Annotated in this window: 21 protein-coding genes; 8 read left to right on the top strand and 13 right to left on the bottom strand. The window is 66.5% G+C overall.

Going from position 1 to position 26,595, the window contains the following annotated elements; all coding sequences use genetic code 11:
* Positions 1-46: 46 nt before the first annotated feature.
* Genes AC5Y46_RS13070 through AC5Y46_RS13055 form a run of 4 tightly spaced genes read right to left on the bottom strand, consistent with a single transcriptional unit; the run spans position 47 to position 5,048 of the window.
* Positions 47-970 (bottom strand): SDR family NAD(P)-dependent oxidoreductase, encoded by a 924-nt coding sequence (locus tag AC5Y46_RS13070; RefSeq protein WP_499991511.1) that lies wholly within the window; start codon positions 968-970, stop codon positions 47-49.
* On the bottom strand, positions 971-2,821 hold the full coding sequence (locus tag AC5Y46_RS13065; protein ID WP_499991507.1) for a flavin-containing monooxygenase: 1,851 nt from the start codon (positions 2,819-2,821) through the stop codon (positions 971-973).
* Positions 2,818-4,203 carry an aromatic ring-hydroxylating oxygenase subunit alpha gene (locus tag AC5Y46_RS13060; protein WP_499991504.1) on the bottom strand — a complete coding sequence of 462 codons (1,386 nt, stop codon included), beginning with the start codon at positions 4,201-4,203 and terminating at the stop codon, positions 2,818-2,820. Before AC5Y46_RS13060 ends, AC5Y46_RS13065 begins: the two co-directional genes overlap by 4 nt.
* Positions 4,203-5,048, bottom strand: a complete 846-nt coding sequence (locus tag AC5Y46_RS13055) for an SDR family NAD(P)-dependent oxidoreductase (protein ID WP_499991499.1) — start codon at positions 5,046-5,048, stop codon at positions 4,203-4,205. Before AC5Y46_RS13055 ends, AC5Y46_RS13060 begins: the two co-directional genes overlap by 1 nt.
* A gap of 215 nt (positions 5,049-5,263) precedes the next feature.
* Between AC5Y46_RS13055 and AC5Y46_RS13050 the strand changes: the two genes are divergently transcribed.
* The 4 genes from AC5Y46_RS13050 to AC5Y46_RS13035 are packed head-to-tail and all read left to right on the top strand — an operon-like array spanning position 5,264 to position 10,004.
* The gene (locus tag AC5Y46_RS13050) at positions 5,264-6,874 is read left to right on the top strand and encodes a Vgb family protein (RefSeq protein WP_499991495.1); all 1,611 of its coding nucleotides are present in this window, start codon (positions 5,264-5,266) and stop codon (positions 6,872-6,874) included.
* Positions 6,874-7,623: a GntR family transcriptional regulator gene (locus AC5Y46_RS13045; protein WP_499991492.1), complete on the top strand. Its 750-nt coding sequence runs from the start codon at positions 6,874-6,876 to the stop codon at positions 7,621-7,623. Before AC5Y46_RS13050 ends, AC5Y46_RS13045 begins: the two co-directional genes overlap by 1 nt.
* A gap of 1 nt (position 7,624) precedes the next feature.
* Positions 7,625-9,229 carry an AMP-binding protein gene (locus tag AC5Y46_RS13040; RefSeq protein ID WP_499991489.1) on the top strand — a complete coding sequence of 535 codons (1,605 nt, stop codon included), beginning with the start codon at positions 7,625-7,627 and terminating at the stop codon, positions 9,227-9,229.
* The gene (locus tag AC5Y46_RS13035) at positions 9,222-10,004 is read left to right on the top strand and encodes an SDR family NAD(P)-dependent oxidoreductase (protein ID WP_499991487.1); all 783 of its coding nucleotides are present in this window, start codon (positions 9,222-9,224) and stop codon (positions 10,002-10,004) included. Before AC5Y46_RS13040 ends, AC5Y46_RS13035 begins: the two co-directional genes overlap by 8 nt.
* A 1-nt stretch (position 10,005) precedes the next feature.
* Here the strand turns inward: AC5Y46_RS13035 and AC5Y46_RS13030 are convergent, their stop codons facing one another.
* The gene (locus AC5Y46_RS13030) at positions 10,006-11,166 is read right to left on the bottom strand and encodes an NDMA-dependent alcohol dehydrogenase (RefSeq protein WP_499943780.1); all 1,161 of its coding nucleotides are present in this window, start codon (positions 11,164-11,166) and stop codon (positions 10,006-10,008) included.
* Positions 11,167-11,232: 66 nt separating this feature from the next.
* On the opposite strand from AC5Y46_RS13030, the gene AC5Y46_RS13025 reads away from it, so the two are divergent.
* On the top strand, positions 11,233-12,174 hold the full coding sequence (locus AC5Y46_RS13025) for an alpha/beta fold hydrolase (RefSeq protein ID WP_499991483.1): 942 nt from the start codon (positions 11,233-11,235) through the stop codon (positions 12,172-12,174).
* On the opposite strand, the gene AC5Y46_RS13020 is transcribed toward AC5Y46_RS13025, so the two are convergent.
* The 4 genes from AC5Y46_RS13020 to AC5Y46_RS13005 form a co-directional block, all read right to left on the bottom strand.
* Positions 12,150-13,766: an FAD-binding protein gene (locus AC5Y46_RS13020; RefSeq protein ID WP_499991482.1), complete on the bottom strand. Its 1,617-nt coding sequence runs from the start codon at positions 13,764-13,766 to the stop codon at positions 12,150-12,152. The genes AC5Y46_RS13025 and AC5Y46_RS13020 overlap by 25 nt on opposite strands.
* Positions 13,763-14,413 (bottom strand): hypothetical protein, encoded by a 651-nt coding sequence (locus AC5Y46_RS13015; protein ID WP_499991480.1) that lies wholly within the window; start codon positions 14,411-14,413, stop codon positions 13,763-13,765. Before AC5Y46_RS13015 ends, AC5Y46_RS13020 begins: the two co-directional genes overlap by 4 nt.
* A gap of 9 nt (positions 14,414-14,422) precedes the next feature.
* Positions 14,423-15,127 carry a PP2C family protein-serine/threonine phosphatase gene (locus AC5Y46_RS13010; protein WP_499991479.1) on the bottom strand — a complete coding sequence of 235 codons (705 nt, stop codon included), beginning with the start codon at positions 15,125-15,127 and terminating at the stop codon, positions 14,423-14,425.
* A 118-nt stretch (positions 15,128-15,245) separates the two neighbouring features.
* Positions 15,246-16,469 (bottom strand): cytochrome P450, encoded by a 1,224-nt coding sequence (locus AC5Y46_RS13005; protein WP_499991477.1) that lies wholly within the window; start codon positions 16,467-16,469, stop codon positions 15,246-15,248.
* Positions 16,470-16,678: 209 nt separating this feature from the next.
* Between AC5Y46_RS13005 and AC5Y46_RS13000 the strand changes: the two genes are divergently transcribed.
* Complete coding sequence (locus AC5Y46_RS13000) at positions 16,679-19,984, top strand: LuxR C-terminal-related transcriptional regulator (RefSeq protein ID WP_499991474.1); 3,306 nt, start codon at positions 16,679-16,681, stop codon at positions 19,982-19,984.
* Between the two features lie 67 nt (positions 19,985-20,051).
* Here AC5Y46_RS13000 and AC5Y46_RS12995 read toward each other — a convergent pair whose 3' ends face one another.
* The 4 genes from AC5Y46_RS12995 to AC5Y46_RS12980 all read right to left on the bottom strand — a co-directional run bounded on the left by AC5Y46_RS12995 (position 20,052) and on the right by AC5Y46_RS12980 (position 24,066).
* Complete coding sequence (locus AC5Y46_RS12995) at positions 20,052-21,344, bottom strand: aromatic ring-hydroxylating oxygenase subunit alpha (RefSeq protein ID WP_499991472.1); 1,293 nt, start codon at positions 21,342-21,344, stop codon at positions 20,052-20,054.
* A gap of 10 nt (positions 21,345-21,354) precedes the next feature.
* Positions 21,355-23,115, bottom strand: coding sequence for an N-acyl-D-amino-acid deacylase family protein (locus AC5Y46_RS12990; RefSeq protein WP_499991470.1), 1,761 nt, complete (start codon positions 23,113-23,115; stop codon positions 21,355-21,357).
* Between the two features lie 102 nt (positions 23,116-23,217).
* Positions 23,218-23,646 (bottom strand): ATP-binding protein, encoded by a 429-nt coding sequence (locus AC5Y46_RS12985; protein ID WP_499991468.1) that lies wholly within the window; start codon positions 23,644-23,646, stop codon positions 23,218-23,220.
* A gap of 42 nt (positions 23,647-23,688) precedes the next feature.
* A complete protein-coding gene (locus AC5Y46_RS12980) occupies positions 23,689-24,066 on the bottom strand; it encodes an STAS domain-containing protein (protein ID WP_499943790.1) in 378 nt (125 codons plus the stop codon).
* A gap of 311 nt (positions 24,067-24,377) precedes the next feature.
* Between AC5Y46_RS12980 and AC5Y46_RS12975 the strand changes: the two genes are divergently transcribed.
* A complete protein-coding gene (locus AC5Y46_RS12975) occupies positions 24,378-25,427 on the top strand; it encodes an ABC transporter permease (RefSeq protein ID WP_499991465.1) in 1,050 nt (349 codons plus the stop codon).
* A gap of 3 nt (positions 25,428-25,430) precedes the next feature.
* Entirely contained in the window at positions 25,431-26,432 is a 1,002-nt protein-coding gene (locus AC5Y46_RS12970) for an ATP-binding cassette domain-containing protein (protein WP_499991464.1), read from the top strand.
* Positions 26,433-26,595: the final 163 nt, after the last annotated feature.

Raw genomic sequence — 26,595 nt, 5'->3', positions numbered from 1 at the left:
GGCGGCGACCCGCGGCGCCCGGCTATCGCCGCGCTTGCGATCGCCGCTAGGCACGGCGCGCGTCCTGGACGGCCATCGAAAAGCTGTAGCGGATGTGCTCACCGTGCCCGTCCGGCACCACCGGGAACACGACCGGGTTCGACGTGTCGCGGATCGCCTCGATATCGGCGTCCACATCCTCGATCGACCACGACGGCCGATACACACCCGGCGCTTCGGCGACGACGGCCCTGGCTACCCGACCGGCCAACGCGATCAGCACTTCGCCTGTCACCGAACAGGACTCGTGCGCCAGCCAGCCCACCACCGGTGCCACGAGTTCGGGTTCCATTGGCGGATATGCCGACGTGTCGATGCCTTCGGCCATCCTCGTCACGGCCGCCGGCACGATCACGTTACTCTTCACTCCCTCGGCCGCCCCCTCCAGCGCGGCGACGTGGGACAGCCCGATCACACCGGCTTTGGCGACCGCGTAGTTGGCCACCCCGTGGTTTCCGTACAGCCCGCCGATGGACGACGTCAGGACGATGCGGCCGTAGCCCGCGGCGCACATCACCGGAAACGCCGGCCGCACAACATGAAAGGCCCCACGTAGATGGACGTCGAGCACCGCCTCGAAGTCTTCGTAGTTCATCTCTTTGAGCGATGCGCGGCGCACGATCCCGGCGTTGTGCACCAGGATGTCGAGGCGGCCATAGGTGTCGAGCGCCGCGTCGACGATCGCCTTACCGCCGGCTGCGGTGGCCACGGAGTCGGTGTTGGCGACGGCGTGACCGCCGGCCGCGACGATCTCGCGCACCACCTGATCGGCCGGAGCGCCGTCGGCACCGTCACCGGTCAGACCACCGCCGGGATCGTTGACGACGACCGCCGCGCCCCTGGCCGCGAGCAGGGTGGCGTAGCTGCGGCCCAACCCGCGCCCTCCGCCGGTGACAACCGCCACCCTGCCGTCGAATCGCAAGTCGGCCACCTATTCACCGAGAACCAGGCCGGAGAGGTCGCCTTGGGCGCGCCATTGCGTGAGGAGTTCGTCGAAGACGTAGAAGCCCGGCATGTAGGGGTCCCCGATTGCCGAACGAATGCCTTCACCACCCCCGCCGCCCTCGTTGTTGTAGTAACCGGGTGTGCAGGAGATCGCGAACTCCGATGCGTCGATGGAGGTTTCGCGGATCGTCTGGACCCAGTCGTCCTGGGCTTGCTGGCTCGGTTCGACGGTCGCCGCGCCGCGCGCTGTTGCCTCGGAGATGATGTAGGCGATGTGTTCGGCCTGTTGCTCGAGCATCGCGGTGGTGTTGCCGGCCACTCCGCCCTGGATGAAGCCGGTGAAGAACTGGTTGGGAAAGCCGCGGCTCGTCATGCCGTGCAGCGACTTGTATCCGTCGCGCCAGTGATCGAAGAGCGACAGGCCGCCGCGGCCCTCGATCGCGTCGAGCGCGTACCGCCGGCTGATGTCCGTGGTGATCTCGAAACCGCTGGCGAAGATCACGCAATCCACCTCGTACTCGACGCCGCCGGCGACGATCCCCTTCGGGGTAAGCCGTTCCACCCCTTTGGATTCCGACACGTCGACCAGCGTGACGTTCGGACGGTTGAAGGTCGGCAGGTATTCGTCGTTGGAGCAGGGACGCTTACACATGAAGCGGTAGTACGGCTTCAGGGCCTCGGCGGTCGCCGGATCCTCGACGACCTCCTCGACACGACGCCGCAGTCGCTCCATGACCTTGTAGTCCTCTTCTTCGCGGAAGGTCATGATCTGCTCGATGCTCAACGCGGTGGGATCCTCGGAAGCGGCGATCCGCGCGGTCAGGTTGCGCCCCAGTTCCGTCCAGAAGTCGCAGACCATGTCCGGTTCGTCGAACACCGCGCCCTCCCCGAGTGGCGACCAACGGTGGAAGTTACGCTTGCGTTCTTCCTGCCAGCCCGGCTGCAGTGCTGCCGCCCACTGCGGGTCGGTGGGCACGTTGCCGCGCAGGTCCACCGACGAGGGAGTGCGCTGAAAGACGTACAGATGCTGCGCATCTCGGCCCAGGTGGGGTACCAGCTGGACCCCGGTCGCACCGGTGCCGACCAGCGCGACCCGCTTGTCGTGCAGCTTGTGCAGTCCGCCGTTGGCATCCCCGCCGGTGTAGTCGTAATCCCAACGGGCGGAATGGAAGATGTGTCCCTGGAAGTCTTTGATTCCTGGGATGCCGGGCAGCTTCGGACGGTTGAACGAGCCCTGCGCCATGACCACGAACCGGGCCCGGATGTCGTCGCCGCGATTGGTACTCAAGCGCCACCGCTTGATCGACTCGTCCCAGCGCGCCTCGCGCACCTGGGTCGAGAAGATCGCACCGTCGTAGAGACCGAAATGCTTGGCGATGCGCTGGCAGTGCTGGTAGATCTCGGCGCCGTCGGCGAACTTCTTGGACGGGATGTAGTTGAGTTCCTCCAGCATCGGGATGTAGCAGTAGGCGTCGTTGTCGCACTGGATGCCCGGGAAGCGGTTCCAGTACCAGACCCCGCCGAAGTCTCCGCCCATCTCGATGATGTGGACGTCGTCGACGCCCGCCTTCTTCAGGTAGGCGCCGGCCAGCAGGCCGGTGATGCCGCCACCGAGGACCGCGACTTCGATGTTCTCGTCGATCGGCGTTCGGGGCGTCACCGGGGTGTGCGGGTCGACCTCCGAGAACTCCGAGAAGTCGCCCGCGAGTTCCAGGTACTGCTTGGACCCTTCCGGGCGAAGACGCTTGTCGCGCTCGATCCGGTACTTCTCTCGCAGCGCGTCGATGTCGATGTCGTCGGGGGTCCGCGTGGGTCCGCAGGTCTCGAATAGTGTCATTTGTCTCGAAGCTCCTGCGGTTCGCCGGTACCCATGTATTTCGCCAGTTGGTAGTGGAGGTTGACGGTGCTGCGTTCGCGGTACGGGTTGGGCTTGGTGCCCGGGAAGCCAAGGGATTTCATGCCCTGCTGTACCGCGGCCATGTTGGAGAAGTCCTGCGGCAGCACCGATCGCCACCTGGGGTCACCCACCGGGGTGTACTCCCACTCCGTCTGCGGCTCTTGACCTTTCGGGTACAGCTCGAAGACCGAGACCTCGAAGATGCATTTGTCGGGGTTGTAGCTGGGGTGCGGCCGCGCGCCGTAGCACAGCGCGCTGGTCAGGCCCTGCCCGATCTGGAAGTTCGGAAAGATCTGCCACGCGGTACCGGCCTGACCCAGGATGTCGGCCGGAATCGTCGGCCAGACCACGCCGCGCGCTTCGTCGTCTCGGCGTGCCGAGGCCAACCAGTGTTCGAGCACCTTGTCGGCCGGTGTCCCCTCGGGCAGTTCGTCCACCAGTCGCTTGGCGGCGTTCACCAGCGTCTCGGTGGTGGTGGCGTTGGTCTCCTCCATCGTGTAGATCTGCATCTCCGCGGTCGACACACGCGGATCGGTGCCGATGCCGAGGCGGATCTTGGACTTGGTGGCCTCCATGTCCTTCGGAGCGTCATAGCCGATGTTGCTGTGCCGGCCCTGCGCCTTGGCCCAGCCCTTGAATTCGCCGAACTTGTTGAATTCCGGGTGCGTGGTGAAAACGTGGTAGGTCTCGTTGAACGCCTCGAGCGCGACCTTCCAATTGCAGTCGAAGGACAGCCATTTGCGCCATTTGCAGCGCATGTTCTCCAGGCCGAACGGGTCGAGGATCTTGGCGGCGGGAAACAGGTAATCGGCCAGCGGCTCGCAGTCGGGGTCCATGTTGATCCACAACCAACCGCCCCAGGTGTCGACGCGGACCGGACGCAGTCGGGTGTTGTCGGAGGACAGCGTTCCCTGCCAGTCGTCTTGCTCGCGGATGTGGGTGCATGCCCCGTCCAGGCTGTAGCTCCAGCCGTGGAAGCCGCAGACGAACGATTTGCGGGCACGCCCGCGGGCGTTCTTGGCGCCCTCGGGGGTGTCGATCAAGCGACGGCCGCGGTGCATGCAGACGTTGTGGTGCGCGTGAAACTCGTGCTCGCCGGTGCGCACCACGATGATGGAGTCGTCGAGAATGTCGTAGGTCAGGTAGCTGCCCACGTCGGGCAGTTCTTCGACCCGGCCGACCTGCTGCCAGACTTTCCGCCACAGCTTGTCGCGCTCTGCTCGGGCATAGTCCGCGCTGATGTATGCGTCGACACCGATGGTCATCGGGGTCGAGAGTTCCTCAGCCGCAGCAGAATTCACGTCTTTCGCGACATCGGTCATCACATCCTCCTAATCGACGCGCGGAAGGATTCGTCTTTGAGAAACAGCGACGTGTTGTCGGCACCCAGATGGTTCCATTTGAGGTTGAGCCCGCCGTCGACGAGCAGCGTCTGCCCGGTGATGTAGCCCGATAGCTCCGAGAGCAGGAAGAGGATGGCGCCGGCCTGCTCCTCGGGGCGGCCCCGCCTGCCCATGGCGATCGCCCGCTGATCCCGTTCGGGGTCCGCTTCGGTGTAGGTGCGCGAGGCCGCGGTCTCGGTGACCCCCGGCGCGACCGCATTGACCCGGATGCCCGACGGTGCGAGCTCGACAGCCATCGTGCGTGTCATGGCGACGACCGCGGCTTTCGCTGTGCCGTAGGCGATGTGGAAGGGCGCGCTGTTCATGCCGCTGATCGACGAGATCGACACGATCGATCCGGGTAGCTGCTGCGCAACGAGTTCGGCTGCGACGGCGCGGCTCATGAAGAACGCCGTTTCGAGGTTGTCGGTGAAGATCTGGCGCCAGTCGCTGCGCGCGACCCGGGTGGACGGCATCCACGTCGATGGCGCGGCGCCGCCGGCGACGTTGACCAGACCGTAGAGGCTGCCGTCGGTACGCCGCGCCTGCTCCATGATCGACTCGATGCCTTCGTCGGTGGACGCGTCGGCCGCGACAGGGATGACCGCGAGACCTTCGCGCGCCAGCGGTGCGACGTGCTCGTCGAGGTTTTGCTGCGATCGGCTGACCGCGATCACGGTGGCGCCCGCACGGGCCGTCATCGCGGTCACCGTGGTGCCGATACCGCCGCCGCCGGCGCCGGAAACGACCACGATGCGACCGTCGAGTCTGAGGAAGTCGTCCATACCTGCTTCCGTTGCTGCGGCCGGAGCAAAGTCGCCGCCGCCATTTTGTCCGGACAAAATATGGCATTCTGTCTACACGAGAACACTATTTCGATCGTGAGACGGGCCTGTCAAGATGAGGGCAGCTGCTTGCGCAGCTATTGTCTGGACTAGCTGCATCTTGATAACGTCCCGACGACGCACGTGTTTCGAAGCGGAAGGATCCGGGCGGGACCATGGCTCTGATGGCGCAGCCCTCGCGGTACGCACTGGCGCACCCGGTCGAAGTCGCCGAGGGCTGGCGACTCGAACGGGTCACCCCGCCGAGTCGTCTATTCGGCGCCAACGGTCTGCGAACGGGCCCGGACGGCCGCATCTACATCGCGCAGGTGACCGGCAGTCAGATCAGCGCATTGGATCACCGCACCGGACTGGTCACAACGGTCAGCGCCAAGGGTGGCGACATCATCGCGCCCGACGACGTCGCGTTCGACAACAACGGGAACCTCTATGCGACCGAGGTGATGGACGGTCGGGTGAGCATGCTCGATCCCGCCGGGCGAACTCGTCTGCTGCGCGACGATCTTCCGTCGGCCAACGGCATCACCGTCTATCGGGACCGGTTGTTCATCAACGAGTGCCGGGAAGGTGGCCGGCTGCTGGAACTGGATCTCAACGGCGGCCCGCCCCGGTTGCTGTTGGAGAACCTGCCGATGCCCAACGCGATGGAGGTCGGTCCGGACGGACTGCTGTACTTCCCGGTGATGGGCGCCAACGAGATCTGGCGTGTCGATCCGGAGGGCGGCGAAGCGCAGGTTGTCGCAGGTGATCTCGGTGTGCCCGACTCGGTGAAGTTCGACGCGCAGGGCTTCATCGTGTCGACCCAGGTGGCCAGTGGGCAGGTGCTGCGCATCGATCCGCGCAGCGGCGCCAAACAGGTGCTGGCCCAACTCAATCCGGGCCTGGACAACTGCACCTTCGTCGACGACAAGCTGCTCGTGTCCAACTTCACCGGCGAGATCACCGAGCTGTCCCCGGACGGTGGGATGCGGATGGTGTTGCCGGGTGGCCTGAACTGGCCGCTGGATCTGACCGTCGGCCACGACGGGCGGCTCTACATCGCCGACGGCACGTACTTCTACGCCGCTGAGCCCGGCGGATCTCTGCAGACCGTGGCGATGCTGTTCAGTCCCGGCTATCCGGGATTCCTGCGCGGCGTCGACGTCAGCGGACCCGGTGAGTTCATCGTGACCACTTCCATCGGACAGGTCACCCGCTACCGACCGGCCGCGAACGAAAGCGAAGTACTGGCCGAGGGTTTCGACCAACTCTATGGTGTCGCGGTCGTGCCGGGCGGGGTGATCGTTGCCGAGTTCGGCACCGGGCGGGTGCTGTCCGTGCGGTCGGGACACACCGAGGTGCTCGCGACCGGGTTGCGCGAGCCGATCGGGGTCGCGATCGGCGCCGACGGCGCGTGTCTGATCGCGGAGGCCGGCGCCGGGCAGGTGGTGAAAGTCGGTGGTCTGAATGCCGAGGCCGTCGTCACCAATCTGCAACGCCCGGAAGGCATTCTGGTGCGCGACGGTGTGTTGTACATCGTCGACTCCGGAGCCAAGCAGTTGATCTCCTACGATCTGCAGACCAATGCGCGGCGCACCCTGGTGTCCGGCCTGCCGGTCGGACCTGCGCCGGGTGTGGTCGCCAAACCGTTGAAGGGCATGCCGCCGTTCTCCGGACCCCAGGGACCCTTTGCTGGCATCGCGGCCGCGCCCGACGGCACGTTGTTCATCTCGGCCGACGCCGACGGCAGCGTACTGGCCCTGCGTCCGTCACCGGACGGGCCGTGATGTCCCAAGCTATCTCGAACGATCACCGTTATCTGCAGATCGCGCGCACTCTGCGCAAGGAGATCGTCGACGGTGTGTATCCGGTGGGCTCGCAGCTGCCGACCGAGCAGCAATTGTGCGAGCGATTCGCGGTCAGCCGCTACACGGTGCGCGAAGCGCTGCGGCGGCTGCGTGAGGACAACCTCGTCGCGTCGCGACCACGCGCGGGCACCCGCGTGGTACCCCGGGCGACGGCGAGTTCCTATGCGCAGGACGTGATGTCGATCGACGACCTGCTCGCCTTCGCCTCCGGTGCGCAGCTCACCATCGAGTCCAACGCGATGGTGACAATCGACGACGAGCTTGCCGGCCGCACCGGACTCGACGTCGGCACGCAGTGGCTGTCGGTGCGCGGCTACCGGCAGGCCGACGACGCGTCGGTGCCGCTGTGCCGGGCGGAGTACTACATCAACCGGGCATTCGCCGCGGTCGGCAGGCTCCTGCAACGACACACCGGCCCGGTTTTCCCGTTGATCGAGGACTTGTTCGGCGTCAGTATCGCCGAGTTGCAGCAGGAGATCGCCGCCGTGCTGCTGCCACCCGAGGAAGCCGGCCCGCTCGGCGTCGAGACGGGAACGGCTGCGCTGCAGATGCGGCGCACGTACAAAACCTCGGACGGCGAGATCGCGCAGGTGACCGTCAACACGCACCTGTCGTCGAGCTTTCGGTACGCGATCACCATGCGCCGCGTAACTGGATACGCCGGTTGAGGTGACGGTCCGGGCGCATCAGGACCCGGCCCGCGCGGCGGAGGCATACCGGCGCGGGCTGTGGGTGCATACCACGCTGGCGGACTCGATCCGCGCTGCCGCGGCCAGCTCGCCCCAGCGAATAGTATTGGTGGACAACGATATCCGGCTGGACTGCGCGACGCTCTACGACCAGGCGACCACCCTGGCGGGCGCGCTGCTGTCCCGCCTGCGGACCGGCAGCGTGGTGTCGTTCATGTTGCCGAACTGGCACGAGGCCGCCGTGGTGTACTTGGCCGCGACGCTGGCCGGGATGGTGGTCAACCCGATCCTGCCGTCGCTGCGGGATCACGATCTGCGGGTGATCCTCGAAGACGTCGGGGCTGGGATGATCTTCGTCCCGGGCCAATTCGGCGGTCACGACTACGCGGGGATGCTTGACCGGGTGGCGGGCGCGATGAGCTCGCCCCCCGAGGTGGTGGTGGTGCGTGGGGAATCCGGCTCACACACATCGTTTTCGGCGGTGCTGCAGCGAAACGATCCCGAACCGGAGCCGCTACCGGAGCTCGACCCCGACGCCGTGCGCCTGGTGCTGTACACATCAGGTACCACCGGACGCCCCAAAGGTGTTCTGCACAGCCACAACTCGATCCATGCGCTGATCCGCCAGATCCGCGAGGCCTGGGCCGTCGAGCCGGGCGACACCTTTTTGGTGCCGTCCCCGGTCGCGCACATCGGCGGCTCGATCTACGCGTTCGAGTGCCCGCTGCTGCTGGGCACCACCGCGGTACTGATGGACAAGTGGGATCCGGCAACGGCGTTGGCGCTGATGGACGGTGAGCGGTGCACTCACATGGCCGGGGCGACACCTTTTCTGCAGCAACTTCTGGCGGCCGCCGACAGGACCGGCAACCGCCTGCCCCATTTGCGGGTGTTCATCTGCGGGGGTGCCGCGGTGTCACCGACGCTGATCCGCCGTGCCGCCGCTCATTTCGAGCGGGCGGTGATCACCCGGGTCTACGGTTGCACCGAGGTGCCCGTCGCGACCGTCGGCGCACCGCGACCCGACGAAGCGGAGTACGCCGCAGACACCGACGGACGACCCGGCATCGCCGAGATCACGCTCGCCACCCACCCCGCCGCGCCAGCAGGCGAAGGTGAGATCTGTCTGCGCGGTCCGCAGATGCTGGTGGGTTACCGGAATCCGGAGGACGACCGCGACTGCTTCGACGCCGCCGGGTTTTTCCGCTCCGGCGATCTGGGCCGTTGGGTCGAGGACCGGTACCTCGTCGTGACCGGTAGGGCCAAGGACATCATCGTGCGCAATGGCGAGAACATTTCGGCCAAAGAAGTCGAGGACTGGCTCATCGGCCACGACGGCATCGCCGAAATCGCGGTCGTCGGGGTTCCCGACCAGCGCACCGGGGAACGGGCGTGCGCGGTGATCGTGCCGGCCGGCCCGCAACCGCCGGACGTCGCAAGTCTGGGGTCGATGCTCGAACGGATGGGTGTCGCGAAATTCAAAGCACCGGAACAGGTTTTCATCTGGGATGCGTTGCCCAAAAACGATGCGGGGAAAGTTCTCAAGCATCAGATCAGAGCGGTGCTGGTGCAGAAGGATGGCTGAGATGCAGGTCGCAATCGTCACGGGAGCAAGCAGTGGCATCGGTTTCGGGTGCGCGACGAAACTCGCCGAGATGGGAATGGCGGTCCTGGGTACCGGGCGCAGCGACGAGCGGTTGGCGGAGCTGGAGGACGCCATCGACGATCCACACCGGGTCGCGACGCTGGCTGTCGATCTGACCGACGACGACGCACCGCGGCGCATCGTGGAACGTGCGGTAGATCGGTGGGGCCGCATCGATTTCCTGGTCAACAACGCCGGGGTGGGCAGTCCCAAGCCACTACACGAAACCGACGACGAAACGCTGGACTATTTCCTGGATCTGATGCTGCGTGCCCCGTTCCGGTTGGCCCGCGACGTGCTGCCCCACATGCGGGCCGGAGCGGCGATCATCAACGTCACGTCGACTTTCGCTGTCATCGGTGGTCTCCGCGGCGGCGCGTACTCCGCTGCCAAGGGCGGACTGACCGCGCTGACCACCCACATCGCCTGTCAATACGGGGCGTCAGGCATTCGTTGCAACGCGGTCGCGCCGGGGGTGACGGTGACGCCGATGACCGAAAAGCGTTTGGAAGAACCGCGATTCCGCAAGATCAACACCGAGATGACGCCCCATCAGCGGCTGGGCAGCATCGACGACATCGCCAGCACCGTCGCGTTCCTGTGCTCACCGGGGGGGAGTTTCATCAACGGGCAGACGATAGTCGTAGACGGCGGCTGGAGCGCGACGAAGTACCTCTCCGAATTCGCGCTGACATCGGAGTGGATCGCCCGCTGACTCACAGGTCGCCAAACTCGATGATGCCGCGGATGTTTCGGCCGTCGCGCAGGTCCTCGAAGGCTTCGTTGATGTCGTCGAGCCGGTATTGGCGGGTGACCAACTCGTCGAGTTTCAGGGTCCCGGCGCGATACATCGACAGCAGCTTCGGCACGCTGGTGCGTGGATTCATCCCGCCGTAGAGCACCCCTTTGAGTTGTTTGGCCGACAGCACCATCTCCTGCAACACCAGCGGCACCAAGGGTTCGCTGTACGGGGTGATGCCGGTGACCACGCACGTACCGCCCTTGCGCAGCAGCCGCATCGCCAACGGGATCAGGTCCACATGCACCACGCCGGCTGTCACGATGACGCGGTCTGCCATCACCCCGGCGGTGAGGGCTTCGGTGAGTGGGATCGCCTCCTCGCAGCTGGCGACGGTATGCGTGGCGCCGAAGATCTTGGCCGAATCCCGCTTGGTGTCAACGGGATCGACTCCGACGATATAAGTTGCCCCCGCGGCGCGCGCACCCTGCAGCGAGTTCATCCCGACACCGCCGGTGCCGATGACGACAACGGTGTCACCGGGCTCGGTGCCCGCCGACACCGTCGCTGAACCCCAGCCGGTGCTGACGCCGCACGACACCAGCGAGGCGGCGTGAAAGGGAATCGCGTCGTCGATCTTGATGACGGACCGTTCGGACAGCACCGCGTATTCGGCGAACGTGCCGAGTTGGCCGTAAGCCAACAGCTTTTCGCCGTCGAGGTGCCGACGACAGGTTCCGTCCGTGGGCATCTCTTTAGCGAACAGGCTGGCGCCGGCATCGCAGATGTAGCTCTGGCCGTTGACGCAGAATCGGCAATTTCCGCATGCGGGGATGAAAGACATCGCCACCCGGTCCCCGGGCTGCACCGTCGTCACGCCGGGACCGACCTCTTCGACGACGCCAGCGCCTTCGTGACCACCCAACAGCGGAAACCAGTCCGGCGCGACCATTCCGCTCGCGGCCAGCACTTCCGGCGTCGGCACCACATCACCAGTGATCAGGTGGTCATCGGAATGGCAGACACCCGCGACGGCCATCCGCACCAGGACCTCACCGGTGCGCGGCGCGCCGAGATCGATCTCGACGATCTCCCAACGCTCACCGACCCCCCGCAGCACAGCGGCACGACATTTCATTGCATCCTCCGTGGTGACGTGAGGCTCAACCTACGCGCCGGTGCGCACACCCGACACAATGACCCAATGCTGGCATCGGGTCTCCGCCAATCCTTGTTGATCGCTGCGCTGCTTCTCGCATTGACGGGCTGCGCCGGCAAACCTGCGGCCAGCCGGCCCGCGCCGCTCGCCCCGGGTGACATCGCCGGTCCGGTAGAGATCGGCAACGGACGCCACCTTTATCTGGAGTGCCGCGGCCAGGGCACCCCGACGGTCATCCTGGAATCCGGCTACCACAACTCGTCGGATCCGTGGAGCAAGTCCGACGCGACCGCTCCGGCGACCGGTCCCGCGGTGCTGCCCACGATTGCCCGCGAACATCGTGTCTGTGCCTACGACCGGCCCGGTACGTTGCGCTTCTCCGATCCGCCCGTCGTCGTCGACAGCAGCTCACCTGTGCCCATGCCGCGCACCGCACGCGACGTGGTCACCGACTTGCACACGCTGCTCGACGCCGCGCACGTGCCGGGCCCGTACGTGCTCGCCGGGCACTCGCTGGGCGGCCTGTTCGCGCGGTTGTATGCCCAGACCTACCCGGACCAGGTGCGCGCGGTGGTGTTCGTCGACGCGTTCGGCATCGAAATCCCCGACCTGATGGGACCCGACTGGCCCGACTATCGGCGCGAACTGGACGCACCGCCCCCGCAGATCGGGGACCCGAAGTGGTTCGAGGAGATCGACATCGACGCCAGTGTCGCCCAAGTCGCCGCGGCAGCGCCGTTCCCGGCCATCCCCACCGTCGTCCTGACCCGGACCGAACCGTTCCTGATCCCGCCGGACCTGCCGGCCGACAAAGCCGCCAAGCTCGAGCAGGCCTGGCGCGACGCCACCGCCAAACTCGTCGGTCTGCGGCCGCAGACCCCCCACGTGCAGGCCACCGGCAGTGACCATTTCGTCCAGATCCACCAACCCGACCTCGTCGCGGCCGCCGTCGAGCTGGTGATTCAGCGGTCCGGCACCAACCGCTGAGCGGCGGCATGCGTGCCGGCGCGCCGGCCGCCGAACACGCAGTCGGCCAGCGACAGTCCGCTGACGTAGGAGTTGGAGCAGATCCCGGTCGCGGTGCGTCCCGCGCTGTACAGGCCGGGAATCGGTGCGCCCGATCCGTCGAGCACCGCTTTGGTGGTTTCGTCCACCCGGATACCGCCAAGGGTCAGCATCGGGGTCGGATTGAACAGATTCGGCCGGATCGAAATGTTCAGCAGGGTGTACGGAGGCGTGCTGATGCGGCGCACGAAATCGCTTGGCTTCCCGGCGGGATCCGGGTGGCCGGCGTCGAACGCCTGGTTGTGCGCATCGACGGTGGCTGTCAGTCCGTCGGGGTCGATGCCGGCGCGTTCGGCGACCTCGCGCAGTGAAGCGCCTTTGGACGACGAGAGCAGCATCTGCGCGGCGGATTGCCCGCGCTGAAACCACAACGGTTGCGAAATCATCTGCCGCCGTGCTTCTTTCATCAGATCAGCGTCGGCCAGAATCCAGCCCTTGCCGTCGTGGTGCCGCACCATGGCGTGTCCGACCGCCGCGCCGTAGCGGGTCTCGTCGATGATGCGCCGGCCCTGCTCGTCGACGATGATCGCGCTGATGAAAGCGCTTGGCGGCGTGATGAATCGCCACGCCGAGACATTGTCCATCCGCTCGGTGACGGCGCCGGCGCTCTGCGCCAGCGCGATGCCGCTGCCGTCGTCACCGCTGGTGCCGAGCTGCAGACCCCCGGCGTATTGCGGCGCGTACCGCTGGATCCACTCGGTGTTCGCCATATAGCGGCCGGCACAGAGGATTACGCCGCGTCGCGCTTCGATCTGTATCGGGCGTGCGTACCGGCGCTCGAGACCTCGCAGCCGTCGTTCCATCTGAGTGCGCAGCGGCGGGTAGTAAATACCGGGTTTGGTCGACAGCGCGGCCAACCGGGAGTACACCTGCCGGATGCGGGGCGGCGCATCGCGCATCGTCATGGCACGTATCCCGGTCACCCGGGCGGCCGAGTCCTGCACCAAATCCGTGACCGTGGTGTGCGGATGGAATTGAACACCCAGGGCCAGTGCGGATCTCGCCAGCGGCGCATACAGCTCCTTGCCGGAGGTGCCTTTGCCCTTCACCCGGTGTCCCCGCTGGACGGGCGGGGTGCGGCTGCGGAAGGCGCCGGCGTTCTCACTGCCGGAGTGGTACAGGTAGTAGCGGTTGTTCGGGTACGACGTCTTGTAGGGGCACAACGTGGAGTCGAACGGCACGCCGCGTTCGCTGAGCCAGCGGATCATCTCCGGGCTGCCCGCCACGAAGGACTCCAAGGTTTCGGGACTGACGGCATCGCCGACCTCGAGGCGAAGGTAGGCCAGCATCTGCTCGGCGGTGTCCTCGACGCCGGCCTCTTGCTGAACCCAGGTACCGCCGCCGGCGTAGATGATTCCACCCGAAATCGCGGTCGAGCCACCGCCGTTGGCGCGATCGACGGCGACGACGTCGGCGCCTTCTTCCCGCGCGGCGATCGCCGCGCACGTTCCGGCCGCCCCGAAGCCGACCACCACGACGTCGGCGGATTCGGACCAGCGCCCCTCATCCCTCATGATGGTTCCACCGAAAACCGAAGGGCCGCCGCGGGACTGGGGCCGATCGGATCATGGGTGCCGACGTTGGTCCTGGTGACGTTCACGGCGCCGTCGCCTTTGCCGACGGTGAAGTCCTGGTGCGCGTCGAGCTGCAACTCGAGTTGATAGTTGACGATCTGCCCGGCCTTGAGGTCGAACGGCGGCACCAGCGTCTGCAGCAGGAAATCCATTCCGCCTGCCTGCCGGTTGTAGGGAGCGACGACCCACTTGTTTGTGTTCGGGTCGAGCATGCGCAACGACCCGAGCGGCATCATGTGTTCCTCGGGTGAGCCGCAGCCGCAGTGACCCAGGGACACCACCAATCCGATCTGGCTCATGTCGGCCGGGGTGGTGTTGAGCAGCGCGACGTTGAATGACAGCGGCGGCCCGCCCGGTCTGATGGTCGTGTCGCCTTGCGGAGCAAGGGTGATGGACAGGCCGTCGGCCGTTCCGTGGCGCCTTGGCCCTTCGGGTGCGGGCGTCGTGGACGTGGTGGTTGCCGGTCGATTCGACGGGGACGACGCGCTGGTGCTGGTAGCAGCAGGTCGGCTCGACGTCGAGCACCCGGCGACGGGCACAATCAGTGCGGTGAGCAGGGCCGCCATCACGGCCAAGCGACTTGTCATCGCGTAAGGCTATTGATCGTCGGAGATATCGACAACCAGCGCGGTGATGTTGTCCGGCCCGCCGGCCTCGTTGGCCGCGGCGACCATGGCTGCGCACGCATCCGACGGTTCGGGATCCGAGTCGAGAATCGCGGCCAGAGTGGCGTCGTCGAGGACACCGTGCAATCCGTCGCTGCACAGCAGGATCCGATCACCCGGCAGCAGATCCACGGCGGCAGTATCGGGCAACGGATCCGGAATCATCGCCACGTGCCGGGTCAGGATGGCGCGGGCGGGGTGTTGTTCGGCCTCTTCGGGCGAGACCTCGCCCGCGTCGATCAGGTCCTGAATCACGCTGTGATCGCGGGTCAGCTGGTCGATCTTGTTGTCGCGGAACAGATATGCGCGGCTGTCACCGAGGTGAGCCAGCAGTGCGCGTGACCCGGCGACGACGGCGGCCACCACGGTCGTGTTGGCGCCGGCGGCGCGGGTATCGGTGGCCGCGTAGGTGCGAAAGTCGTTGCAGTACTCGATCATTGCCTGTCCCAGTAACTCGGCTGTGGCGTCGTCGTCCGGCTTGAGATGGCGGGCCACATAGGTGGGCAACAGTTCGACAACCAGGTGGGCGGCCAGGGCGCCGTCGGTGCTGCGAGCCACCCCGTCGGCGACGATGAACAGCGACTGATCGGCGTCGACGCCCCAATGGTCCTGGTTGGTGGCGCGCAGTCGACCCACGTCACTCAGACCCGCGAACTGGACCTTGCCGGATGTCGTGTCACCGCCGGGCGCGTTCGCGTTCTCCGGCAGCGTGGGGTCACGGTCTGTGTCGATGGGTGAGCACGATACCTGGCTGTCAGGTGTCGAATTCGATCGGCAGGGTGACGGGCCCACCCAACGCGCTCACCCGGTTCCACAGGGCGGGCCCGGTGCGTCGGGCATTGGGCATCCGCCGGGTCATCACCGCCAGCGCTTCGGCCAACTCGAGACGGGCCAGGTTGGCGCCCAGGCAGTAGTGCGCGCCGCCTCCGAACGTTTGCATCGGTGCGGCTCCCACGCGGGTGATGTCGAGACGGTCGGGATCGTCGTAGACGGCGGGGTCGCGGTTGGCGGCACCGGTGTTGACGACGACGATGGTGCCCGCCGGAATGGTGACGCCGGCGAGTTCGACGTCCTGTACGGCGATGCGCAGGGTGACGAACGACATCGGTGAGTGACGGATCAACTCGTGGACGGCGTCGGCGGCGAGTTCGGGCTGCCGGCCCAGCAGTGCCCACTGGTCGGGGTGATCGCAGAGCACGTGCACCGCCGCAGCCAGTTGCAAGCGGGTGGTGTCGGTACCTGCCAGCAGCAACGCGGCAACCATGTTGCGCAGTTCGTCGCCATTGAGGCGGTCGCCGTCGTCCTCGGCGCGGATCAGCTCGGAGATCAGGTCGTCTTTGAGTGCCCGGCGCCGGTAGGCGAGCATGTCGTCGAGGTAGGCGTCGAATGCCTCCCACGCTGCCAGGATCTGCGGCGCCTGGCTCGCGGCGTTCCAGCCGAAGGCCTCCATGATGTCATCGGCCCAGTCCGAAATCAGCTCCCAGTCCTCGGGTGGCGCACCGATCAATGCGCAGATGACCGGAATGGGATATTGCCGGGCGATGTCGGTGACGACGTCGCATCGCCCGCTCGCGCTCACGCTGTCGACCAACCCGGTGATGATGTCGACGATCGTCGTGCGTAGCCGCGCCGTCGCCTTGGGTGTGAAGGCTTTACTGACCAGTCTGCGCAGCCGATGGTGCTGTTCGCCGTCGAGACTGATGATGAGATCGCCGATGCGGTCCCACAGCGGTCCGGACGTAATTCCCTGCGCCGCAAGGAACATGCCCTGCGGTACCCGGAACCGAGGGTCGCGGAGTGCGGTGTGGACGAGGTCGTAACTCAGCAACTCGGGTCCGTAGGCGCCGACGGCGATCGGCGACTCCGCGCGGACGCGCTGAATGATCGCGTGAGCGTCGTCTGGGTGCTGGGCGGATTCGTAGTCGACGGTCGGAAGCCCGGCTTCGAAAACACCGGGGCACTGCGTCGTGACGGTCATGGAGGTCCTCCTCGAGTCGGTTCGAAATCGACTATCTGGTGTTCGGGGCCGCGCATCATCGGGGAGAACGCGGAAATCCGAAGACGGCGCATCTGCGGCTACGGCGACGAAAGCGCGAGCAGGGTTCGCTCCGAGCGCAGAGTGAATGCGGCCCCGCTACGGGGTTTCCACGATGTTTTGCAGCCCTTCGCCAGCGGATGCTGGCTAGCATGACCGAGACTGATCCACGTGCGGATCCGCCGTCGTTGACCTGGAATGAGTTGGTCGTGGGTGAGCTGCCAACCGGCACGGTGACGCTGCTGCTCGCCGACGTCGAGAACTCCACGCGGTTGTGGGAAACCCAACAGGAGGAGATGACGGCGGCCGTTGCCCATTTGGACCGGGTGCTGGACGAACTACTCGTCGTACACGGCGGGGTGCGGCCCGTGGAGCAAGGCGAGGGCGACAGCTTCGTGGTCGCGTTCGCTCGCGCCACCGCTGCGGTTGCCTGCGCACTGGCGTTGCAGCGGGCGCCGCTCGCTCCGATCCGGTTACGCATCGGCCTGCACACCGGTGAGGTGCAGCTACGGGATGAGGGAAACTACGTCGGCCCGACCATCAACAGGACGGCGCGGCTGCGCGATCTCGCCCACGGCGGCCAGACGGTGCTGTCCGGCACCACCGAAGACATCGTCGTCGACTCGCTGCCGCCCGATGCGTGGCTGACCGAACTCGGCAGGCACGAACTGCGCGGAATCGCGCGTCCCGAACGGGTGGCCCAGCTATGCCACCCAGACATCAACAACGACTTCCCGCCGCTCAAAACATCCAGACACGTTGCCGCTGAACATCTTCCGGTTCAACTGACGAACTTCATCGGCCGGGGCGCCGAGATCGACGGGGTGAAACAGATCCTTGCAGGCAACCGGCTGATCACCCTGACCGGCGCCGGCGGCGTGGGTAAGACCCGGCTTGCCATCCAGGTGGCGGGGCAGGTAGCGGCCGATTTCGGCAACGGCTCCTGGTATGTCGACCTCACGCCGATCACCGATGCCGATCTGGTGCCGGACGCGATGATGGGTGCCTTCGGTTTGGCAGATCAACCGAGCCGTTCCACTACCGAAGCGTTGATCCGGTTCATAGCAGACCGTCAGATGTTTGTGGTGCTGGATAACTGCGAACACCTTCTCGACGCGGTTGCCGCACTGGCGGTCGCGCTGCTGTCCCCATGCCCCGGGTTGACGTTGTTGGCGACCAGTCGCGAGCCGATCGACGTGCCAGGTGAGGTGACCTGGCGGGTGCCGTCCCTGTCGCTGGATGACGATGCGGTCGCGCTGTTCGTCGACCGGGCGCGGCGGGTGCGATCCGATCTGGACATAGCCGACGCCAAAGTCCTTGCAATCAAGGAGATCTGCCGTCGCCTGGACGGCATGCCGCTGGCCATCGAATTGGCGGCGGCGCGGGTGCGGGCGTTGTCACTCGACGAGATCGTCGACAGCCTGCACGACCGCTTCCGGTTGCTGACCGGCGGCGGGCGCCTTGCGGTGCGTCGCCAGCAGACGTTGCGCGCGTCGGTCGACTGGTCACACGCGCTGCTGACCGACTCCGAGCGGGTGCTGTTCCGGCGCCTCGCCGCATTCCAGGGTGGATTCGACCTCGCCGCCGCGCGTGCCGTCGCCGGAGACACCGGGATCGAGCGGTACCAGGTCCTCGACCAGCTCACTCTGCTGGTGGACAAGTCACTGGTGGTGGCCGACGACACCGGCGGTCAGATGCGCTATCGCCTGTTGGAGACCGTGCGCCAGTACGCCTCGGAAAAGCTCGGCGAATCCGGCGAGGAGGACGCTGTGCGGGCACGTCACCGGGACTATTACCTGGCGATGGCTGCCGTGCTTGATGCGCCCGCCGCCACCGGCCACCAGCACCGGGTCGAGCAAACAGAATCCGAGATCGACAACCTGCGCGGGGCTTTCACCTGGAGCCGCGAAAACGGTGACATCGAGTCGGCCTTGCAGCTCGCGACGTCGCTGCAGCCGATGTGGCTCACGCGCGGCCGCCTGCGGGAAGGAATGAGGTGGATCGACGAGGCGCTCGCCGACGCGGACTCCACTGATCGCGAGGTCGCACCGGCGGTGCTGGCGCGAACGCTGGGCGACGCGGCCTTGTTCGACGGCTGGCTCGGTCTGCCGGCGCGGATGGAACAGGCCACCGAAGCGCTCGCGATCGCTCGCCGACTCGACGACCCTGTGCTGCTGGTCCGTGCCCTCACTGGCTGCGTCGCTACCGCGGCCGCTTTGAATCCCGAGCAGGCAGAAACATTCTTCGTCGAGGCCATCGATTTGGCGCGCGCCCTGGGCGACAACTGGAGACTGAGCCAATTACTCGGCTTCCAAGCCTACGCGGCGTCCATGGCCGGCAGCTCGATCGCGGAGCACGCGGCGGCCGAAGGGCGCGAACTTGCCGACGCGATCGGTGACCGGGTCGCCTCGGGTCAGTGCCGTTTGTACGGTATTGCCGGCGGGCGCACGATGCGTGGCGACCTGCAAGGCGCTGAGGACGAGGTCCGCGATGTACTCGCCGACGCTGATGCGGCCGGCGACCTGCTGACCAGGTTCAACGCCTTGATTGCGCAAAGCTTTGTGCTCGGGTGGCAGGGCAAGACAATCGCGGCGCTCGCCGCCGCCGAGGGGGCGATCGAGTCCGCCGCCGAGCTCGGCGCGTCCATCGAGGGACTCGGCTATCTGGCGCTGGGCGCAGCGCACCTGGCCGCGGGAGACGCGGTGGCCGCCAAGGACGCTCTGGCAAAGGCCTACGGCCGCATACCGGATGCCGGATTTTCGTCGACGAACCTGATGTGGAGAGCTGACACCGAGCGCACGACAGGCGACATCGTCACGGCCCGGCTCTGGGCCGATCAGGCGGTGTCGGTGACCGCGGGATATTTCCGGATGCTTGCGTTGAATGCCCGTGTCCGCGTGGCTCTCGCCGAGAACGATTGGGCAGCCGCCGAGCGCTATGCGAACGAGGCTTTGGCGTGTGCTTCCGATACCGGGGCGCAGCTGGGCGCGCCTGACGTCTTCGAGGGACTTGCCAGGCTGGCCGCGCGAGGTGCGAGCCATGTGGAAGCGGCCCGACTCTTCGGCGCGGCCGCGGGTATCCGCCAGCGCACCGGCGAGGTGCGGTATGCAATCCATCAGGCCGACTACGAAGCATCGGTTGCGGCGCTGCGAGAGGCGATGGGAGACAGTGATTTCGACGCAGCCTGTGCGGAGGGAGCCGGGCTCTCCACCGAGGAGGCGATCGCTTATGCGCGGCGCGGCCGCGGCGAGCGCAAACGCCCGTCCACCGGCTGGGGCTCGCTGACCCCGGCCGAACTCGACGTCGTCCGGCTGGTCAGCGACGGCCTGGGCAACAAGGACATCGCCGCAAGGCTTTTCGTCTCGCCGCGCACCGTCGAGACCCACCTCACCCACGTGTACACCAAGCTGGGCCTGACTTCCCGCGTCCAACTCGCCCAGGAAGCCGCGCGTCACTAACGCCCGCGAGCAGACGCAAAAGCACCCAAAACGTGCCGTTTTGGGGCGCTTTTGCGTCTGCTCGCGCTTAAAGGTCGAGGTAGCGCTCCAGGTTGCGGTGCATGTTGATCACCCGACGTTCCTCGTTGGACAAAACCAGGTGCGTCAAGCCGGGCTGATGCAGGCCGCGCTGCAGCCCCGGCAACACCCGGATGTCCTGGGTCAGAACGATTCCCGGTTCGGCGTCGGCGGCCGACATCCGCATATCGGTGGGCTTGTTACGCGGCGCTCCCGGTGGCATCCGAGTCATCAGGAACATGGTCAACTCGCCGTGGTCCGGATCCGGGCCGGGCCGCGACGTCATGATCGTCAGGTGGTCGGCGTTGACCAGGAACGTCATGTTCGGGAACACGTTGTACTGGTGCAGGCGCGTGATGCGGTCGGTGTCGGCCCAGTCCAGATCCACCCCGCGTCCGGCCGCGAACTCCCGGGTGCGGGCCGCGATCAGGTCGGCGACGGTCTGATCTCCCGTGCGCTCGGGAAATGGCGTGCCCTCCGCCGCTCCCATCAGCGCGCCCTGGGTGTACACGTAAGCGTCCCAGACTTCTTCGTCGGTCAGGGCACCCTCGAACCGTGGGCTCTGCACCCCGTACGGCTGATCGGACTTTCCGGCGTGCACCCAAATCTGTTGCGGCGCATGAATATCGTCGACGCAGCGCAACAACTCCGGATGCAGCGTCTGGATGTGATAGGTCTCGCTGTACCCGTCGGCGATCGTCTTCCAGTTGGCCTCGACCTCGACCGTCAACGTTGCGTAGCAACGGAAGTCGTCAATGTTGCACCAGGCGATGTCGGCCGGAACAGCGTCCAGGTAGTCGATCAACGGCATCGCCTCGACGTCGAGGTTGACGAAGACCATGCCTCCCCAGGCGTCGACGGCGGCGGGCAGCAACGGGAATTCGGACATCTTCAGCGACCCGAAGCCCTTGCGGTTGGGCACCCGCTTGAGTATCCCGGCGAGGTCCCACGTCCAGCCGTGGTACCCGCACTTGAGTTCGCGCAGCCCTGAACCCGAGCCGACGCACAGCGAGTTGCCGCGGTGGCGGCACGCGTTCTGGAAGGCGCGCAGCACCCCGTCGTCACCGCGGACGATCAGCACTCCGTATGGGCCGCAACGGTATTCGAAGTAGTCGCCCGGCTCGGCGACGTGGTCCACCATGCAGGCGACCTGCCAAACCCTCGGCCACATCCGCTCGATCTCCAAAGCGGCGAACGCCGGTGAGTAGTAGCGCTCGGCGGGCACCAGGGTCGGAGACGCCGGCGGGTCACCGATCGCGTCCTCGTCGCGCACCCGGGCCGGATTGCCCGCGATCACGTCCACAGACGAAACCCTAACGCGCGCCACGCACCAATCGTCCCGGCCGCGCGCCGGTGTCGACGTCCTTGCGGCGGGTCACGGTACCGCTGACGATCGTCGCGTCGTATCCGCTGGCGCCCTGCAGGATTCGGTTTCCGCCCGCCGGCAGGTCCCACGCCATCGCCGCCGGGTGCAGCGTCAGCGCGTTCATGTCGATGACGTTGAGGTCGGCTTTTTTGCCGCGCTCGATGGTGCCGCGGTCGGTGAGGCCGAACAGATGCGCGGTGTCGCGGGCTTGTTTGCGGATCACGTATTCCAGAGACAACTTGTCCCCACGGTGCCGGTCGCGCGCCCAGTGCGTCAGCAGGAACGTGGGATAGGAAGCGTCGCAGATCATTCCGCAATGCGCGCCGCCGTCGGACAGGCCCAGCACACCGGCCGGATGCAGCAGCATCTCCCGGATCGCGTCGTGGTTGCCGTCGGCGTAGTTGAACAACGGCAGCATCAGCATCGCGCTCGCGTCCCGCTCCAGCATCAGGTCGTAGAGCGTCGAGAGCGGGTCTTCGCCGCGCGCCTGCGCGATCGCCTGCACCGTGCGCTCCGGCGTGGGCTCGTAGTCGGGCGGGTTACCCAGCGCATAAAGCCGGTGCAGCGAGTGCTGCACCAGGGCGAACATGCCGTCGAACAACAGGGACGGATCGACCGGAAGATCGTCCTCGGCCAGGATCGCGGCCTTCACCGCGGGGTCGGCCAGCCGCTGCGCGAGCGCGTCGCGGCCGCACTCGGCTTTCAGTCGCCGGTAGGTCGGCCGGTGGCTGAACCCGTGGTGCCCCTGGAAGCCGATCATCATGCCGAACGGACGCGCCGCGATCTGTGGGTACAGGCGGGCGCCTGCGGAGTGTGCATCCGCCGACAGATCCAGCATCTCCCGCCACAACCCGGGGTCGGCATCCACCTGGATCAGCGCGAACGACACCGGACGGTCGATCTCGGCGCCGAGCCGCCGCATCCACTCGAGCTCCTTCTTGGGTGCGATGATGTCCTCCCCCGCCGAGCCCTGCGGGGCGAGTTCGAAGACCGCCTGGCCGCCCGCGGCCATGGCCCGACCCAGGCCGAACAGTTCGTCTTCGGCGGCAAAAGTGCCGGGTACGGGTTCGCCATCCATGGCGCGGTGCCCCATCGTCCGCGACGTCGAGAACCCGAGTGCGCCCGCCTCGATCGCCTCGGTGACCAGACGACCCATCGCTTCGATGTCCTCGGGCGTGGCCGGCTCGTTGCGGGCACCCCGCCCGCCCATCGCGTAGGCGCGGACGGCGCCGTGCGCGACCTGGCTGCCGACGTCGATCGAGAACTGCTGCTTGTCGATGGCGTCGAGATACTCGGGGTAGGTCTCCCAGCCCCAGGTGATGCCTTCGGTGAGCGCGGTGCCGGGAATGTCTTCGACGCCTTCCATCAGGCTGATCAGCCAATCCTCGGTTCCCGGTCGTACCGGCGCGAAGCCGACGCCGCAGTTGCCGGTGACCACCGTGGTGACCCCGTGGCCACTGGACGGTTCCAGCGAACTGTCCCAGCTGACCTGTCCGTCGTAGTGCGTGTGGATGTCGACGAATCCCGGCGCCACCACACGTCCGGTCGCGTCGATGGTCTCGGCGGCCTCGCCGGCGAGCTCCGCGGAGTCCGCGCCGCGACGGAAGACCTCGACGATCTTTCCGTCCTTGATGCCGAGGTCGGCGCGATAACGTTCGGCGCCGGTTCCGTCCACGACGGTGCCACCGATGATTTTCAGGTCGAACATGATGCCTCCAGGGCAGCGAACCAGGGCCGAATGGTTATTTCGCTACGATGCGTAGCGTATGTACTGACGACGGTAGGCGCCCGGCTCGCCCGAGTCAATGACTCAGGAGGCGGTCAGATGACGCCAGGTCAACGTGACCTGCGTGCCGTGCGGCGTGCCGTCGATCCTGGCCGTGTCGGCGAGCGCACGCATCAGCGGAATGCCGCGGCCGCGGGCCAGCTCCGCCGGGCTGCCGTGCTGGCGCCACCGCCCCTGATCGTTGACGGTCACCGCCAGGGTGTCCGAATCGGGGTCGTAGGCCGCGCGGACATCCATGGTTCCCTGGTCAGGGGAGTCGGGGTAAGCGAATTCGGCGGCGTTGGCCAGCGCTTCGCTGACGGCCAGCACCAGGTCGCTGAACCGTTCGGCGCCCAACGTGAAGTGCCGGTCGAGCCAGTTGCGGAACTCGCAGCGGAGCCGGCTCGCGCTGGGCGCGTCGGCGACAACCCGCGTCCGGACGAAGCGAGAACGGTCATCCTGCTGTGGTCTCACGGGCCCGCCGATCAGAGCGTCCGGTCAGCTCCCGTTACGGGATCACGCACCACTGAGCCAGTTAAGCGCGCTGTCGAGGGTGCGGTGCAGCGGAAGCACACTGTCGATACCCATCAGCTTGAGCGGGCGGCTGGTCGCCGGGCCGTCCGCGACCACTGCCATGCGGGTCGGCGGAACGAGTTCAGCCTGCCCGTTGACCAGCACGCTCATGCCGGCGGATGCCAGGAACTCCACTTTCGTCAGGTCGACGATCAGGGCCGCGGGCTTGCCGGCCAGCGCCGTCTGCATAGCGTCGGCCAACTGAGGCGCGCTCAGCATGTCCACTTCGCCCGAGACAGCCAGGACGACGGCTCCGTCCGTCTGGTACTGCTCCACCTCGAAAGTTGTGCGATTGATTGGATCGCCGGGTTGATCGACCATGCTTTATCTCAAATCCGTCCGCCAGGGACACCAATAGTTTTCACACAACCACGCCTTGTGGGGCTGTTGATTCAACCCGCGACAACCGCCATGGATACTGCACTGCCTTGTGCAGCCCTGCGGCAGCCAACGAAATCCAATCCTAGGCCACGCACCAAAATCTTGGACGGGCGCCATTCCGGCAGGTAAACATTCTGCCATCAGTCGGGTCCGGCCGCCTTCCGACCAGCACCGGCCCGTCGCCGCCGTGATCCGGGGGGTGTGCAGGCGATATTCGATCCGACACTTGTGGGCGTTGGTAGCGTCTACGAATGCTCTTTGCCGCGCTGCGCGATATGCAATGGCGAAAGCGTCGCCTGGTAATCGCCATCGTCAGCACCGGACTGATCTTCGGGATGACGCTCGTGATGAGCGGCCTGGCGAATGGATTTCGCGTGGAAGCCCGGCAGACCGTGGATTCCCTGGGCGTCGACGCATTTGTGGTCAAGGACGGTGCAGCTGGGCCTTTCCTGGGGTCGACGCCGTTTCCTGACGTCGATCTGGCGCGGGTGCGTGCGGAGTCCGGGGTCTCGGCCGCGGCACCGCTGGGCTGCGTCGGGACGATCATGCGGGAGGACAAGTCGACCCGTAATGTGACCGCCTTCGGCGCGCCCGAGCGGGGGCCCGGCATGCCGCAGGTGTCCGAAGGTCGGGTCCCGTCGAAACCGGACGAGGTCGCGGCGTCGAGCACGCTGGGCCGACACCTCGGCGACACCTTCCAGGTCGGAGCCCACACGCTGCGGATCGTGGGCATCGTGCCCAACTCGACCGCGCTGGCCAAGATTCCCAATATCTTCCTGACGACCGAAGGTCTGCAGCGGATCGCCTACAACGGCCAACCGATGGTCACCTCGATCGGGGTCAACGGCACCCCGCGCGCGCTGCCGGACGGTTACCGGACCTACGACCGCGCCGGCGCCGTCGACGACCTGATCCGACCGCTGAAGGTCGCGGTGAACTCGATCTCCATCGTCGCCGTGTTGCTGTGGATCGTGGCGGTGCTGATCGTCGGATCGGTGGTGTACCTCTCTGCCCTCGAACGGGTACGTGACTTCGCCGTGTTCAAGGCGATCGGGACGCCGACTCGCTCGATTCTGGCGGGACTGGCCCTGCAGGCGCTCATCGTCTCGCTGGTGGCGGCCGTGGTCGGTGTGGTGCTGTCGCAGCTGTTGGCGCCGTTGTTTCCGATGGTGGTGGCGGTTCCGACGGCCGCCTATTTGTTGCTGCCGGTGGTGGCGACGGCGATCGGGCTGCTGGCCAGCCTCGCCGGCCTCAGACGGGTGGTGGCCATCGATCCCGCGCTCGCGTTCGGAGGGCCCTGAGCCGTGGGTGATCTGAGCATCCAGAACCTGGTCGTCGAGTACGACAGCGGCGGCTACGCCCTGCGGCCGATCAACGGCCTGAACCTCGACGTGGCAGCCGGTTCGTTGGTGATCCTGCTCGGGCCCAGCGGTTGCGGTAAGACGACGCTGTTGTCCTGCCTCGGTGGCATCCTGCGGCCTAAATCCGGGACCATCAAATTCGACTCGGCAGACGGGTGTGTCGACATCACTTCCCTGGAGGGGAAGGCCTTGGCGAAGTACCGCCGCGACAAGGTCGGCATCGTCTTCCAGGCGTTCAATCTCGTCCCGAGTCTGACCGCACTGGAGAACGTGATGGTGCCGCTGCGCGCGGCCGGGATGTCACGTTCGGCGTCGCGCCAACGGGCCACCGAGCTGCTCGAACGGGTCAACCTCGGTGACCGGATGAAGCATCGGCCCGGGGATCTCAGCGGCGGACAGCAGCAACGCGTCGCGGTGGCGCGGGCGATCGCATTGGATCCGCCGTTGATCCTGGCCGACGAACCGACGGCGCACCTCGACTTCATCCAGGTGGAGGAGGTGCTGCGGCTGATCCGCGAACTCGCCGACGGCGACCGGGTGGTGGTGGTCGCGACGCACGACAACCGCATGCTGCCGATGGCCGACCGCGTGGTGGAGCTGACTCCCGACTTCGCCGACACCAACCGTCCGCCTGAGACCTTCGAGCTGAAGGCCGGGGTGGTGCTGTTCGAGCAGAGCACGATGGGCGAACTGATCTACGTCGTCGTCGAAGGCGAGTTCGACCTGGTGCACGAAATGGCCGACGGCGGTGAGGAATTGATCAAGGTAGCCGGACCGGGTGACTACTTCGGTGAGATGGGCGTGCTGTTTCACATGCCGCGGTCGGCGACCGCGCGGGCCCGCACCGACGCGAAGGTGGTGGGGTACACCGCTCAGGCGTTCCGGGAGCGATTGGGCGGCGGCGGTATCCGTGAACTGATCGAACACCGTCAGCTCAGCGACTGACCCGGCGCACTGCTTCAAGCTGCAGGGGTTGAGTGTTTCGGCTGTTGCACGACTCTGGTGTGAGCTCTTGGCGTTGGTGGTGAAGTGAGGGCTTTCAAGGTGAGCCCACGGTGGGAAAATCCGCGAAATCCCGCCCAGGCTTCCCCCGCAAAGCCCAGGATTC

The organism is Mycobacterium sp. NGS59, assembly GCF_059812345.1.
Note: the sequence above shows the minus strand (reverse complement) of the source record. Positions and strands in the feature narration are given on the sequence as shown.

What these genes read in the sequence shown, in the direction of transcription:
- AC5Y46_RS13065 (WP_499991507.1), bottom strand. Translation starts at nt 2,821, where the DNA reads ATGACACTATTCGAGACCTGCGGACCCACGCGGACCCCCGACGACATC.
- AC5Y46_RS13060 (WP_499991504.1), bottom strand. Translation starts at nt 4,203, where the DNA reads ATGACCGATGTCGCGAAAGACGTGAATTCTGCTGCGGCTGAGGAACTC.
- AC5Y46_RS13055 (WP_499991499.1), bottom strand. Translation starts at nt 5,048, where the DNA reads ATGGACGACTTCCTCAGACTCGACGGTCGCATCGTGGTCGTTTCCGGC.
- AC5Y46_RS13050 (WP_499991495.1), top strand. Translation starts at nt 5,264, where the DNA reads ATGGCTCTGATGGCGCAGCCCTCGCGGTACGCACTGGCGCACCCGGTC.
- AC5Y46_RS13045 (WP_499991492.1), top strand. Translation starts at nt 6,874, where the DNA reads ATGTCCCAAGCTATCTCGAACGATCACCGTTATCTGCAGATCGCGCGC.
- AC5Y46_RS13035 (WP_499991487.1), top strand. Translation starts at nt 9,222, where the DNA reads ATGGCTGAGATGCAGGTCGCAATCGTCACGGGAGCAAGCAGTGGCATC.
- AC5Y46_RS13030 (WP_499943780.1), bottom strand. Translation starts at nt 11,166, where the DNA reads ATGAAATGTCGTGCCGCTGTGCTGCGGGGGGTCGGTGAGCGTTGGGAG.
- AC5Y46_RS13025 (WP_499991483.1), top strand. Translation starts at nt 11,233, where the DNA reads ATGCTGGCATCGGGTCTCCGCCAATCCTTGTTGATCGCTGCGCTGCTT.
- AC5Y46_RS13020 (WP_499991482.1), bottom strand. Translation starts at nt 13,766, where the DNA reads ATGAGGGATGAGGGGCGCTGGTCCGAATCCGCCGACGTCGTGGTGGTC.
- AC5Y46_RS13015 (WP_499991480.1), bottom strand. Translation starts at nt 14,413, where the DNA reads ATGACAAGTCGCTTGGCCGTGATGGCGGCCCTGCTCACCGCACTGATT.
- AC5Y46_RS13005 (WP_499991477.1), bottom strand. Translation starts at nt 16,469, where the DNA reads ATGACCGTCACGACGCAGTGCCCCGGTGTTTTCGAAGCCGGGCTTCCG.
- AC5Y46_RS13000 (WP_499991474.1), top strand. Translation starts at nt 16,679, where the DNA reads ATGACCGAGACTGATCCACGTGCGGATCCGCCGTCGTTGACCTGGAAT.
- AC5Y46_RS12990 (WP_499991470.1), bottom strand. Translation starts at nt 23,115, where the DNA reads ATGTTCGACCTGAAAATCATCGGTGGCACCGTCGTGGACGGAACCGGC.
- AC5Y46_RS12980 (WP_499943790.1), bottom strand. Translation starts at nt 24,066, where the DNA reads ATGGTCGATCAACCCGGCGATCCAATCAATCGCACAACTTTCGAGGTG.
- AC5Y46_RS12975 (WP_499991465.1), top strand. Translation starts at nt 24,378, where the DNA reads ATGCTCTTTGCCGCGCTGCGCGATATGCAATGGCGAAAGCGTCGCCTG.